The 12,942-nt window shown below is 71.9% G+C and carries 12 protein-coding genes; 10 read left to right on the forward strand and 2 right to left on the reverse strand.

The features are described from left to right. The first annotated feature begins 17 nt into the window (after positions 1-17). Together GXP76_RS28900 and GXP76_RS28905 are read left to right on the forward strand one after the other, a co-directional pair. Positions 18-1,328, forward strand: a complete 1,311-nt coding sequence (locus tag GXP76_RS28900) for a sensor histidine kinase (protein ID WP_242574564.1) — start codon at positions 18-20, stop codon at positions 1,326-1,328. After that, positions 1,291-1,929: a response regulator transcription factor gene (locus tag GXP76_RS28905; protein ID WP_242574565.1), complete on the forward strand. Its 639-nt coding sequence runs from the start codon at positions 1,291-1,293 to the stop codon at positions 1,927-1,929. The genes GXP76_RS28900 and GXP76_RS28905 overlap by 38 nt, the downstream gene beginning before the upstream one ends. A gap of 37 nt (positions 1,930-1,966) precedes the next feature. Here the strand turns inward: GXP76_RS28905 and glgX are convergent, their stop codons facing one another. Beyond that, the gene (gene glgX, locus GXP76_RS28910; RefSeq protein ID WP_242574566.1) at positions 1,967-4,381 is read right to left on the reverse strand and encodes a glycogen debranching protein GlgX; all 2,415 of its coding nucleotides are present in this window, start codon (positions 4,379-4,381) and stop codon (positions 1,967-1,969) included. A gap of 152 nt (positions 4,382-4,533) precedes the next feature. Between glgX and GXP76_RS28915 the strand changes: the two genes are divergently transcribed. The 6 genes from GXP76_RS28915 to GXP76_RS28940 all read left to right on the forward strand — a co-directional run bounded on the left by GXP76_RS28915 (position 4,534) and on the right by GXP76_RS28940 (position 10,267). Continuing rightward, positions 4,534-5,757, forward strand: a complete 1,224-nt coding sequence (locus GXP76_RS28915; protein WP_242574567.1) for an Ig-like domain-containing protein — start codon at positions 4,534-4,536, stop codon at positions 5,755-5,757. A gap of 249 nt (positions 5,758-6,006) precedes the next feature. Beyond that, positions 6,007-7,266 carry an Ig-like domain-containing protein gene (locus GXP76_RS28920; RefSeq protein WP_242574568.1) on the forward strand — a complete coding sequence of 420 codons (1,260 nt, stop codon included), beginning with the start codon at positions 6,007-6,009 and terminating at the stop codon, positions 7,264-7,266. A gap of 108 nt (positions 7,267-7,374) precedes the next feature. Then, on the forward strand, positions 7,375-8,145 hold the full coding sequence (locus tag GXP76_RS28925; protein ID WP_242574569.1) for an enoyl-CoA hydratase/isomerase family protein: 771 nt from the start codon (positions 7,375-7,377) through the stop codon (positions 8,143-8,145). 262 nt (positions 8,146-8,407) lie between these two features. Next, entirely contained in the window at positions 8,408-8,917 is a 510-nt protein-coding gene (locus tag GXP76_RS28930) for an ATP-binding protein (protein WP_374362973.1), read from the forward strand. Between the two features lie 104 nt (positions 8,918-9,021). Next, the gene (locus GXP76_RS28935) at positions 9,022-9,237 is read left to right on the forward strand and encodes an EF-hand domain-containing protein (RefSeq protein WP_078074982.1); all 216 of its coding nucleotides are present in this window, start codon (positions 9,022-9,024) and stop codon (positions 9,235-9,237) included. Between the two features lie 127 nt (positions 9,238-9,364). After that, entirely contained in the window at positions 9,365-10,267 is a 903-nt protein-coding gene (locus GXP76_RS28940; RefSeq protein WP_242574570.1) for a CopD family protein, read from the forward strand. 26 nt (positions 10,268-10,293) lie between these two features. Here the strand turns inward: GXP76_RS28940 and GXP76_RS28945 are convergent, their stop codons facing one another. Next, positions 10,294-10,827, reverse strand: coding sequence for a hypothetical protein (locus tag GXP76_RS28945; protein ID WP_242574571.1), 534 nt, complete (start codon positions 10,825-10,827; stop codon positions 10,294-10,296). Between the two features lie 232 nt (positions 10,828-11,059). Here GXP76_RS28945 and GXP76_RS28950 point away from each other — a divergent pair, with 232 nt between their 5' ends. Together GXP76_RS28950 and GXP76_RS28955 are read left to right on the forward strand one after the other, a co-directional pair. Further along, entirely contained in the window at positions 11,060-11,440 is a 381-nt protein-coding gene (locus GXP76_RS28950) for a DUF6221 family protein (RefSeq protein WP_242574572.1), read from the forward strand. Positions 11,441-11,681: 241 nt separating this feature from the next. Next, positions 11,682-12,942: ATP-binding protein (locus GXP76_RS28955; protein ID WP_242574573.1), on the forward strand; the 1,261-nt coding region annotated here is incomplete at its 3' end.

Here is a 12,942-nt window from a genome sequence, read left to right on the forward strand (position 1 = left end):
AGGAGCACACTGTGGGGATGACGACAGCCGGGGCGGCGCGCGGGCAGATCTCCGTGGAGGAGTGGTGGGAGCAGTTCCACCGGCGGGGCCCCTACGCCCTGCTGGCGCTCTCCACCGTGATCTCCGCCCTCAGTATGAACGCCTTCGGCATGACCCGCGCCGAGCGGTACACGGCCGGGGCGCTGGTCGTCGCCGCCGTCGCGCTCCAGCTGTGCTGGGGCCGGATCGAGCGCGGCCTGCCGGTGCGCGGGCGCGAGCCGTCGGCCGCCGGGCTCGTCTACTACTGCGTACGGACCGTCATCGCCTTCGTACTCACCTGGCTCAACCCGCTCTTCGCGATCTACGCCGTCCTCGGCTACTTCGACAGCGGCCATCTGCTGCCCCGGCGCGCCGTCCGGGCCGGACTCCTCGTATACGCCGTCATCATGTCGGGCTCCCAGTCCGGCGGCCTGCCACCGGACGGCATCCTCCAGTGGGCCCTCTTCGCCGGGCTCCTCCTGCTCAACGGCTCCCTCACCCTCGTCTTCGCCCATCTCGGCCGCCGGGAGTCCGAGGTCGCCGCCGAGCGGTCCGCGACCATCACCGCGCTCGAACAGGCCAACGCCCGCCTCGAACAGGCCCTGGAGGAGAACGCGGGTCTGCACGCCCAGCTCCTCGTCCAGGCCCGTGAGGCGGGCGTCGCCGACGAGCGCCGCAGGCTCGCCGCCGAGATCCACGACACCATCGCCCAGGGGCTGACCGGCATCATCGCCCAGCTCCAGGTGGTGTCCGCCGCCTCCGATCCCGAGCTGGCCCGCGAGCATCTGACGCGGGCCGCCGACCTTGCCCGCCACAGCCTCGGCGAGGCGCGCCGCTCGGTGCGCAACCTCGGCCCGTCGGCGCTGGAGCACAACACCCTCGCCGAGGCCCTGAAGAAGACCGTCGCCCAATGGTCCGACCGGACCGGTGTACGGGCCGGGTTCACCGTCACCGGCACGGAGGAGCCCCTGCACGACGAGGTCGCCGCCACGCTGCTGCGCATCGCCGAGGAAGCCCTCGCCAACACCGCCAGGCACGCCGCGGCCGACCGGGCGGGCGTCACCCTCTCGTACATGGGCCACGAGATCACCCTCGACGTACGGGACGACGGGCGGGGCTTCGACCCTCTCGTGCCGCGCCCGCGCTCCGGCTCGAACGGGTTCGGACTCGACGGCATGCGCGCCCGCGCGGAGCGCATGGCGGGCACCGTCACCGTCGAGTCGGAGGTGGGCGGCGGCACGGCCGTCTCGGCTCGCGTACCTTTGGTCCGTCATGCCGGAGCGGACCATCACCCTGATCGTCGTCGATGACCATCCCGTCGTACGGGACGGTCTGCGCGGCATGTTCGAATCCGCCGACGGCTTCGTGGTGCTGGGCGAGGCGTCCGGCGGCGTCGCCGGGGTCGAACTGGCGCTCCGCGTGGACCCGGACGTCGTCCTGATGGACCTGCGGATGCCGGACGGCGGCGGAGTCGACGCGATCGCGGCGCTGACCCGGCGCGGCGCCCGTGCCAAGGTGCTCGTCCTCACCACGTACGACACGGACTCCGACACCATCCCCGCGATCGAGGCGGGCGCCACCGGCTACCTCCTCAAGGACGCGCCGCGCGAGGAACTGTTCACGGCGGTACGGGCCGCGGCCGAGGGGCGTACGGTCCTGTCGCCCGCCGTCGCCTCCCGGCTGGTCTCCCGTGTCCGTACGCCCGTCGCGGGCAGCGAATCGCTCTCCGCGCGCGAGCGCGAGGTCCTCGGACTCGTCGCGCGGGGCACGTCGAACCGTGAGATCGCCGCCGGGCTGTTCATCAGCGAGGCGACGGTGAAGACCCATCTCACGCACATATACGCCAAGTTGGGCGTCAAGGACCGGGCGGCGGCGGTCGCCGTCGGGTACGACCGCAAGATCCTCGGCTGAGCCCCGTACCGCTCCCCTCCTCAGGAAGCCGCGCGGCTCACCCCCGTACGCGCAGCAGCAGCACCGCCCGCGCGGGCACCGTCGTGACCGTCCCCCCGTCGAGCACAGTCCCCGGCTCCTCCTCCTGGTCCTCCGACGAGGTGTCCACCACCAGCTCGTACGACCGCGCCCACGGCTCGCCGGGCAGCGCGAAGTCCTGCGGCAGGGAACCCGAGTGGAGCACCGCCAGGAAGCTGTCGTCGGTGATCTTCCGCCCGCGCGCGTCGCGCCCGGGGATGTCGCGCCCCGACAGGAACAGCCCGAGCGTCGAGGCGGGCGCGTACCAGTCCCGCTCCGTCATCTCCTTGCCGTCGGGCCGGAACCACGCGAGGTCCCGCAGCCCGTCGGGGGCCTGTGCGCGGCCCGAGAAGAACGCGCGGCGGCGCAGCACCGGGTGTGTCTGCCGCAGCGCCAGGAGCCGTCTGGTGAGCCGGTACAGGCCGTACGAGCCCGGCTGGTCGAGCAGGGACCAGTCGAGCCAGCTCGTCTCGTTGTCCTGGCAGTAGGCGTTGTTGCTGCCACCCTGCGTACGGCCCATCTCGTCGCCCGCGACCAGCATCGGCACTCCGGTCGACAGCAGCAGGGTGGTGAGGAGGTTGCGCAGCTGGCGCCGCCGCAGGGCGTTGATCCCGGGGTCGTCGGTCTCGCCCTCCACGCCGCAGTTCCAGGCGCGGTTGTCGTCCGTGCCGTCCCTGTTGCCCTCGCCGTTGGCCTCGTTGTGCTTGTGCTCGTAACTGACGAGGTCGCGCAGTGTGAAGCCGTCGTGGGCGGTGACGAAGTTGACGGACGCGTACGGCCGCCGGCCGCCCCACGCGTACAGGTCGCTCGACCCGGACAGCCGGTAGCCCAGGTCCCGTACGTCGGGTGTGGCACCGCGCCAGAAATCCCGTACGGCGTCCCGGTAGCGGTCGTTCCACTCGGCCCACAGCGGCGGGAACGCCCCGACCTGGTAGCCGCCGTCGCCGACGTCCCACGGTTCGGCGATGAGCTTCACCCGCCGCAGCACCGGGTCCTGCGCGATCACGGCCAGGAAGGGCGACAGCATGTCGACGTCGTGCATGGAGCGGGCGAGCGCCGCCGCCAGGTCGAAGCGGAACCCGTCGACGCCCATCTCCGTGACCCAGTACCGCAGCGAGTCCGTGATCAGCCGCAGGACCTGCGGCTGGACGACGTGCAGGGTGTTGCCGCAGCCCGTGTAGTCGCTGTACCTGCGGGCGTCGGGCTGGAGGCGGTAGTAGCCGCGGTTGTCGATGCCGCGCAGGGACAGCGTGGGGCCGAGCTCGCCCGCCTCCGCCGTGTGGTTGTAGACGACGTCGAGGATGACCTCGATCCCGGCGTCGTGCAGGGCGCGCACCATCCGCTTGAACTCGCCGACCTGCTGCCCCCGGGTGCCGCCCGCCGCGTAGCTGGCGTGCGGGGCGAAGTAGCCGATGGAGTTGTAGCCCCAGTAGTTGCGCAGCCCGCGGCGCAGCAGATGGTCCTCGTGCGCGAACTGGTGCACCGGCAGCAGTTCGACGGCGGTCACCCCGAGCCGTACGAGGTGGTCTATCGCCGCCGGGTGCGCGAGGCCCGCGTAGGTACCGCGCAGCTCGTCGGGGACACCCGGATGGCGCATGGTGAAGCCGCGTACGTGCAGCTCGTAGATGACCGTGTCCGCCCAGGGCGTCTTGGGGCGGCGGTCGTCGGCCCAGGTGTCGTCGGGGGCGTCGTCGTGGACGACGACGCCCTTGGGGACGTACGGCGCGGAGTCGTGCTCGTCGCGGACCGTGTCGGCGACCTGCTGCTGCGGCCAGTCGCGCACATGGCCGTACACCTCGGGGGGCAGCGCGAAGTCGCCGTCGACGGCGCGCGCGTACGGGTCGAGGAGCAGTTTCGCCGGATTCCAGCGGGCGCCCGTCCAGGGGTCCCAGCGGCCGTGCACGCGGAAGCCGTACCGCTGTCCGGGGCCTGTGCCGGGCACGAAACCGTGCCAGATCTCGTGTGTCAGCTCGGTCAGGGGAAGGCGGGTCTCCACGACGCCGTCTCCTACGGAGGCCGCGCCGGCGGCACGGCCTCCGTAGGAGGGTGCTCCGGCGCCGTCCGCCCCTTCGGCGCCGTCCGGTGGTCCGGCGTCGTCGAAGAGGCACAGCTCGACGGCCTCCGCGCCGCCCGCCCAGAGGGCGAAGTTCGTCCCCGCGACCCCGTCCGGGCCCACCCGGTACCGGGCTCCCAGCGGTGTCGGCGCGCCCGGCCACACCTCGGGCGGGGGAGCGGCGGAGGCCGCCTCCCCGACGGCCTTGGGCCCGCTCCCCGCCTCCGGCCCGGCGTCCGTGCCGACGCCCGGCCCGACCTCTTCGACCGGATCTCTCACGTGATCCATCATCGGATCCCGGACCGGTTCCCGCACTGTCTCCCGCTCGGCTGCGCTCGCCACCTGTCAGGCCTCCCGGCTCGTCGGCCCCGCGCGTCCCGGCGGCCGCGGCGTCCCGGCCGTGGCTCCCCCTCGCGTGGTCCTTCCACGTGTTCTGCCCGCCGGAAGGCCCGCGCTCACGTTTCCCCCGCAGGGGGGTCGTCGTTGGGTGGGTCGTGACACATGTACTGAAGCGGGCAAGGACCGGCGTGGCCGCCGTCCTGACATGGGCAGGCCTGATGGCGGGGCTGGCCGGACTGACGGGCTGCACCGTCGGCGAGACCTTCACCGAAAGCAAGTCCCGGGCGCCTGGGGACACGATTCGTATCAGCCCCGGGGACGGGGCCAGGAACATCAAGCGCGGTGACCGGATCGAGGTGAGGATTCCCGACGGCCGGCTGGAGCGGGTCGATGTCGCGCGGGTCGACGGCGCGCAGCGCACGAAGCTGCCGGGCCGGACCTCCGACGACGGACTCGTGTGGTCGCCGGAGGCGGAGGCGCGCGTCGAGCTCGCCGCCAAATACAGCGTCGACGTGGTCGCCGTGGACGGCGAGGGCCGCAGATCGGCCCGGCACTCCACCTTCACCACCGCCGTGCCGAAGCACCGCTTCATCGGCTACTTCCAGCCGGAGAACCGCTCGACCGTCGGCACCGGCATGATCGTCTCCTTCGACTTCAACCGGAGGATCGAGAACCGCGCCGCCGTCCAGCGCGCCGTCCGGGTCACCTCCGACCCGCCGGTCGAGGTCGTCGGGCACTGGTTCGGCGACCGGCGGCTGGACTTCCGGCCCCGGGAGTACTGGAAGCCGGGCACCAGGGTCACGATCGAGCTGCGGCTGCGGGACGTGCAGGCGGCGCCGGGCGTCTTCGGCATCCAGGAGAAGACCGTCGCCTTCACGGTCGGCCGCTCCCAGGTGTCCCTCGTCGACGCGGAGAAACACACCATGGAGGTACGGCGCGACGGTGCGCTGGTCTCGACCGTGCCGATCACGGCCGGGGCGCCCAAGACCACGACGTACAACGGCAAGATGGTCGTCACCGAGCTGTACGACGTGACCCGGATGAACGGCGCGACGGTGGGCTTCGGCGGTGAGTACGACATCAAGGACGTGCCGCACGCCCTGCGCCTGACGACGTCGGGGACGTTCCTGCACGGCAACTACTGGGCCTCGCCGGACACGTTCGGCTCGACCAACGTCAGCCACGGGTGCGTCGGACTGCGTGACGTCAAGGGCGGCAGCTCCGACACCCCGGCGGGCTGGTTCTTCGACAGGACGCTCGTCGGCGACGTCGTGGAAGTGGTCAACTCCCGCGACAAGACTGTCGCTCCGGACAACGGACTGGGCGGCTGGAACCTCGACTGGCCGAAGTGGAAGGCGGGTTCCGCGGTCGCCGGCTGACGGCCCGGAGCCGTACCGCTCCCGGGGGGCCGACCTCGCACCCACCCTCACCTGCGTGACCGTCCCTGATTCCAGGGAACGTTGGAACGGAACAGTGACAATCCCGGGGAGTCCGGGACGGCTCGCGGTGTGATTATCTAGCGCCGTGCGCGCGAGCAAAGCGCGCGGGGGTGTGGAGCCCGGTCGTGCGTCGTTCGCACCCGGCTCCGAGGCCGAGGCGGGGCCCGGCCGTGTGAGGGGAGACGACCATTGAACGGGCAGCCGATATCGGGGGCATCGGCGGAAGCCGGCCGGGCACGGCGAACGGGACGGGGCAGAGGGCTCGCGGCGTTCGCGCTGGGGGGCCTGCTCCTGTTCGTGACGGCGTGCGGCGGCGGGGGCGGCGAGGGCGGCGACAGCGGTGACGGCAAGGGCGAGAAGGAAGGCGGCAAGGTCGAGAACGCGGCCTCGCAGGCCGTCGTGACGATCGCGCCCAAGGACGGCGCGAAGTCGGTCGCGACGAGCGGCGCGCTCAAGATCGCCGCCAGCAAGGGCAAGCTGACGACCGTCAAGGTCGAGGACAGCAAGGGCAACGCGGTCGACGGCAGGATCGCCGCCGGCGGCACCGCCTGGGAGCCGGCCGGGCATCTGGCCGGAGCCACCAAGTACACGGTGCACGCGATCGCCAAGGACTCCGAGGGCCGGGTGTCGGCGAAGGACACCACCTTCACCACCCTCGTACCGAAGAACACCTTCATCGGTCACTACACGCCCGAGGACGGCTCGACGGTCGGCGTCGGCATGCCGGTCTCGCTCAACTTCACCCGCGGGATCACCGATCCCGAGGCGGTGGAGCGGGCCGTCAAGGTGACGGCCGAGCCGTCCGTACCGATCGAGGGTCACTGGTTCGGCAACGACCGGCTCGACTTCCGGCCCGAGAAGTACTGGGCCGCGGGCACGAAGGTGACCGTGGAGCTCAACCTCGACGGTGTCGAGGGACGGCCCGGGGTCTACGGCGAGCAGGCCAAGACGGTCGAGTTCACCATCGGCCGCTCCATGGTCTCCACGGTGGACGCCAAGGCCAAGACGATGAAGGTCGTCAAGGACGGCAAGCAGATCAAGAAGATCGCGATCACGGCGGGCGCGCCGTCGACGACCACGTACAACGGCGAGATGGTCATCAGCGAGAAGCACAAGGTGACGCGGATGAACGGCGCCACGGTGGGCTTCGGCGGTGAGTACGACATCAAGGACGTACCGCACGCGATGCGGCTGTCCACGTCGGGCACCTTCATCCACGGCAACTACTGGGCGTCCGCGGGGACGTTCGGCTCGGCCAACGTCAGTCACGGGTGCGTCGGACTGCGCGACGTGCGGGGCGGCTACGACAAGAAGATGCCGTCCGCGTGGTTCTACGACCAGTCGATCATCGGTGACGTGGTGATCGTGAAGAACTCCGACGACAAGAAGATCGCCCCGGACAACGGCCTCAACGGCTGGAACATGCCCTGGGCGCAGTGGACGAAGTAGTCCCCGGCCCGCCCCGTGCGGAGAGGGCCCGGCGCATCCCGACCAGGATGCGCCGGGCCCTTCCGCGTACCCGCGTCCTTCCCGGTGGCACCGCCTAACCTGCCTGGTATGTCATCTGTGAATCTCGAAGTCTCCGGCGGCGTCGGCACCATCCGGCTGGACCGCCCGCCCATGAACGCGCTGAACATCGCGATCCAGGACCGCCTCCTCGAACTCGCCGCCGAGGCCGGGCGCCGCGACGACGTCAGGGCCGTGATCCTTTACGGCGGTGAGAAGGTGTTCGCCGCCGGCGCGGACATCAAGGAGATGCGCGACATGGACCACGCCGCGATGGTCGTACGGTCCCGGGCCCTCCAGGAGTCGTTCACGGCCGTGGCGCGGATCCCCAAGCCCGTGGTCGCCGCCGTCACCGGCTACGCGCTCGGCGGCGGCTGCGAGTTGGCGCTCTGCGCCGACTTCCGGATCGCCGCTGACAACGCGAAGCTCGGCCAGCCCGAGATCCTCCTCGGCCTGATCCCCGGCGCGGGAGGCACCCAGCGCCTGGCCCGGCTGATCGGCCCCTCCAAGGCCAAGGACCTCATCTTCACCGGCCGTCAGGTGAAGGCGCCCGAGGCGCTCGCCATGGGGCTCGTCGACCGCGTCGTACCGGCGGAGGAGGTCTACGAGCAGGCGCACGCGTGGGCCGCGAGGCTCGCCCGGGGGCCGGCCCTCGCGCTGCGGGCGGCCAAGGAGACGGTGGACGCGGGCCTGGAGACCGATCTGGAGACGGGCCTCGCGATCGAACGCAACTGGTTCGCGGGCCTGTTCGCCACCGAGGACCGCGAGCGCGGCATGCGCAGCTTCGTGGAGGAGGGGCCGGGCAAGGCCAAGTTCCTCTGATCGCACCGGGGTTGGACAGCCGACGCGGGTGCGTCAACCTGGTGCCCGGCTCAGCTCCGCCTTAAGACAGTCTTAAGGCGGAGCGGGTGATCACATCCGGTGATCACCCGTGTGTGACGTGTTATCGCAGATCAGGATGGGTAGCGGGGGCGGCTTCCTGCCATGGTCATATGCCAGGCTCATCTGTCCGGGTGGGCCGTTCGGGGGTGCCGAATCCCCCGGAACGCCCCCGAGGGCCCGTCTGGGCAGCCATGATGGACACATGGCGGGCCTTGAGGGTGTGGAACAACCGCGGCACGGCGGCGACGCGGCCGCTACGCGATTGACGCCGGCCGTCGAGGACGAACAGGCACGCGGAGTACTCGAACTGTTCGGCAACCCGACGGACGGCGAAGTCCGACTGGCCTCGCGCCCCGAGTCCGCCCTGGCGGCGCGCAGGCTCACCCATGTCGTCGTGCTCCGCCAGTGGGCGCTGTCCCCGCAGATGGCCGAGCACGCGGTGCTGCTCGTCTCCGAACTCGTCGGCAACGCCGTACGGCACACCGGCGCACGCGTCTTCGGCCTGCGGATGCTGCGCCGCCGCGGCTGGATCCGCATCGAGGTACGGGACCCCTCCCGCGGGCTGCCGTGTCTGCTGCCGGTACGCGAGATGGACACCAGCGGACGGGGGCTGTTCCTGGTGGACAAGCTCTCCGACCGGTGGGGCGTGGACCTGCTGCCGCGCGGCAAGACGACATGGTTCGAGATGCGGGTCTCGGACCGCCGTCCCTGAGGGCCGCACCGTCGCCCCGGGGCGCTGCCGGGGTGCCGCCGAGGTGGCGGAGGTGTGCCGATAATCTGACCCCTGTCAGTAGGGTTCAAGAAGGGGCGGAAGCAGTGGCGGACATCGAAGAGGCGCGCAAGGCATTCGACCGTTTCGACGGGAACAGCGACGGGCTGATCACGGCGGCGGAGTACAAGAGCGCGATGGCGCAGCTCGGCGACTTCCACGTGACGGAGACCGTTGCCCAGGCCGTCATCAACGCCCATGACTCCAACAACGACGGCCTCCTCACCTTCGAGGAATTCCTGGCGTCCCGCGCGAAGGGCTGAGCCCGGCAAGATCGGCAAGACAGGCCCTGGCCGCCGCGCGTCGGCGCTCGTCCCCGGTCGCCGGACGGGCTCCCTGGCCCGTCCGGCGACCGATGGCCGACCGGACACTGCGCGGGAGGGGACAAGGGTGCCGACACGGGCCAGGGCCGTCGGCATCGGCGGCGCCGTACTGGCACTGCTCGTCGTGCTGTACGGCGCGGCCGTCGCCTCGCGCGGCACCGGCGAACTGCGCATACCCGCCGCCGGCACCACCTCCCTCCTGCGCGCCGCGGTCCTCACCGCGCTTGCCCTGCACCTGGGCGAACTGGCCGGCGCCGCGCTCGCCCGCACCGGCCCGCTGCCCCGCGCCCTGGCGCTCCCCGCCGCGCTGGCCGGAGCCGCCGCGTCGGCCGGGCAGATCGTGGTCCTCGCGGCGGTCAGCGATCTCGACATCGCCGCGACGTACGGCACCCGCGAGGGCGGCCTGCTGCTCGTCATGGCCAACGGCTTCCTGCTGGCCGCCGGTTGCGCCGGCACCGGGCGGCCCCGCTGGGCGCTCGTCCCGCTCGCCGGCGTCGTCCTCGCCGAGGCGCTGCGCGCCCACCCGGAGCCGTACACCCCGGAACTGGGCACGGCCCTCACGGTCGTCCACCTGACCGCCGCGTCCCTGTGGGCCGGCGGCCTCTGCCATGTCCTGCGCACGATGTGGCTGCGGCGCGCCGACCCGGCGGAAGCCCGAGCCGTGCTGACCCGCTACGCGCGCGGCGCCCTCTGGCTGCTGGTCGTGCTCGCCGCCACCGGAACGCTCTCCACGCTGCGCAGGCTGCCCGCCGACGTGGTGGTGACATCGGCGTACGGCCGGGTCCTGATCGCCAAGCTCGTACTCGTGGCCGTGGCGAGCGCGCTGGCCCTGGTGGCACGCCGGTTTCTGCTGCGCGGTCATGACGCGCACCCGGCGGCCCGCGCCGAACTGGTCGTCCTGGCGGCCGTGGTGCTGCTCTCCGCCGTCCTCACCGTGGTCCCGGACCCGCACTGGATCAGCACGCGCTGAACGGCCCGGCCCGGCCCGAGACGGGGTCAGCCGACGGCGCCCGGCGCCGACTCCTCGGGTACCCGGCGCAGCCTGATCTCGTTCGGCAGGTCCGAGTACTCGTCGTGGCGCAGCGCCCAGCCCCGCGACTCGGCGGTCCTGAGCACGTAACCGGCGCCCACGGCGCGGTACTTGCGTACCGGAATCTCGCAGGTCCACGGCGGCACCCTGCCCTTGCGGGTGGTCGTCGCCGCGCTCGTGTGCTTCGCCACGGCCTCGTCGGCGCGCGCCCGGTAGAACTCCGCGTCCCCCTCGTGCCGGAGCTCGGGCCAGGACACGAACCACCGGGGCCACACCTTCACGCGGTCGCTGAGCGCGTCGAGGCCCCTGAGGAAGCCCTTCTCCGCGCCGGGGATCAGTTTGAGCAGATCTCCCACGAGACTGAACGCGAGAAGCGCGAGGAGCCCCGCCAGGACGAGAGCCCAGTGCAGCGGCAGCAGAACGACCGTGAGGACGAAGCGCGCCACGAGGTTCGCGGTGGACCGGGCGGGCACCGGCTCCCAGCAGCTGTCGGGGTACATGGCCGGGCCGCTCCTGGGCATCGCGTACGTGGTCGGTGGGTAACTGGTCTCCGGGGTGATGATCTTAGGGGTGTGTGTCGCTGTCAACGAATGGCGGGCACATCCCGCCGTACCGGACGGCGGAGGTGCCCGCCGCTACCTCCGTGCGGCATCCTCTGTTGAACGACGTGGACGAGTACGGGATGAGCGGCACGGCGAGGGATCACGGACAGTGAGAACAGAGAACACGGACATGCTGGCTTTTGTTCGGGCGCGCCTGGACGAGGAGGAGCAGGTCGCGCGGGCGGCCGGCGGGGAGCGCTGGCGGTGCCCGCCCGAGTCGCCGGGTGAGGTCCACGACCGGTCCGGCGGGATCTCGTTCAGCGTGCGGACGCAGGGGTACGACCACCACATCGCCCTCCAGGACCCGGCGCGCACGCTGCGCCGGATCGAGACGAGCAGAGTGCTCCTGGGCGAGTACGCGGAGGTCGCGCACCTGGACGTCGACCGCCCGGAGCACGACTTCCCCTCCGGCCGCGCCGTGGGGCTGGGCTTCGTCGTGCGCCAGATGGCGGCGGAGCACGCCGGGCACGGCGACTACCAGGCGAGATGGCTGCCGCGTTTCGCGCGGTAGCCGACTGCCCCGCAACGGCGGCCCGTTCGGGCTCCCGCGCCGCCGGTCGTGGTGTGAACCGGGCATGTCACCGCCCGTGTTCGCAAAGTGACCGACTCATATGCCGATCGGATATACGATCACTCAACAATGTCCGGCACGGGGGTAGTTGGCGAGTCCCGCGCGTCCAGAACCGCCCACGTCCCACGGTGGACGACTCACCGCCGGACATCGACTTCAGCGCCAACTCGAAGGTTCTCCCATGGCCCGATCCCCCACGCCCCCCGCATTACCACCGAGTTCCCCAAGGACGCGGCTGCTGTGGCCGGTCGCGCAGCTTCTGGCCCTGGCCGCCCTCGCCGTCGGCGCGGTGGCCCTGGCCCGCTGGCACATCGGCGCGGCGGTGGCGTACGGCGCGGTCGCGACGCTGGTGCCCGCCACCATGGAATCCCTGCGCAGACGGCACCGTGACGCCGTGTCGGACGCCGCCGAGCGGCGGGCCGAGACCGAGCGCGTACGGGCCGAGGCGGCCCTCCGTGAGGCCCACTGGCACCGGCACAGCCGGGACCGCGCCGAACTGGTGCGCGCGGAGGTCGAGTTCCTCGTCACGAAGCGCCTTCCCGCCGCGTTCTCCCGGACCGAGATCCCTCGGCCGCACTACAGCGACGACGAGTTGGGCGCGGGCGTCGCCGAATGGTTCGACCGGCTGCTGACCGCCGTCACGGAGGAGGTCGACGACCGCGAGGAGTCGCAGCGCCTCTCGCTGGTCGAGCTGGCGAGCCGGGTGCAGACGTCGGCGCACCGGATCCAGGCGACCGTGACCGGTCTGGCCGACCGCTACCCCGGCGACACGGACCTGCTGGAGACCACCATGCTGGTGGACCACGCCGCCACCCAGCAGGCCCGGCACGCGCAGAGTCTCAAGGTGCTCTGCGGCGAGTGGCCGGGCCAGCAGTGGCAGCGGCCGCTCGCACTGGTGGACGTCGTCCGCGCCGCGTCCGGCCGAATCGTCGCCTTCAAGCGCGTCGAGGTCAGCGGTGACCCCGACGTGGGCGTCACCCCGTCCGTGGTCGAACCGCTGATCCACCTCACCGCCGAACTGCTCGCCAACGCCACGGAGTACTCGCCGCCGAAGACCGGTGTGCCCGTCACGGTGCGCACGGTGCAGCGCGGCGCGGTCATCGAGGTCGACGACGGCGGTCTCGGCCTGGACGAGTACCGGCTCGCCGAGGCGCGCGAGATCGTCTCGGGCCGCCGGCTGCTCGGCGTCGGCGACGTCGGCGAGATCCCGCAGACCGGCCTCGCGGTGGTGGGCCGCTTCGCCGAACGCCACGGCTTCCAGGTCGACCTCGGGCCCTCGCCGTACGGCGGTGTCCGGGCCGTGGTCCTGGTGCCGGTGGACGTACTGGAAACGCTCGCGCCCGCCGGTACGCCCGCGGGGCGGGTCCTGCCCGCGACGCAGCCGGTCCCGGAGGTCCCCGCGCCCGCGCCCGCCCCGCGACCGGAGCCGGAGACACCGCGAG

The organism is Streptomyces sp. NP-1717, assembly GCF_022695985.1.
GTDB lineage: Bacteria > Actinomycetota > Actinomycetes > Streptomycetales > Streptomycetaceae > Streptomyces.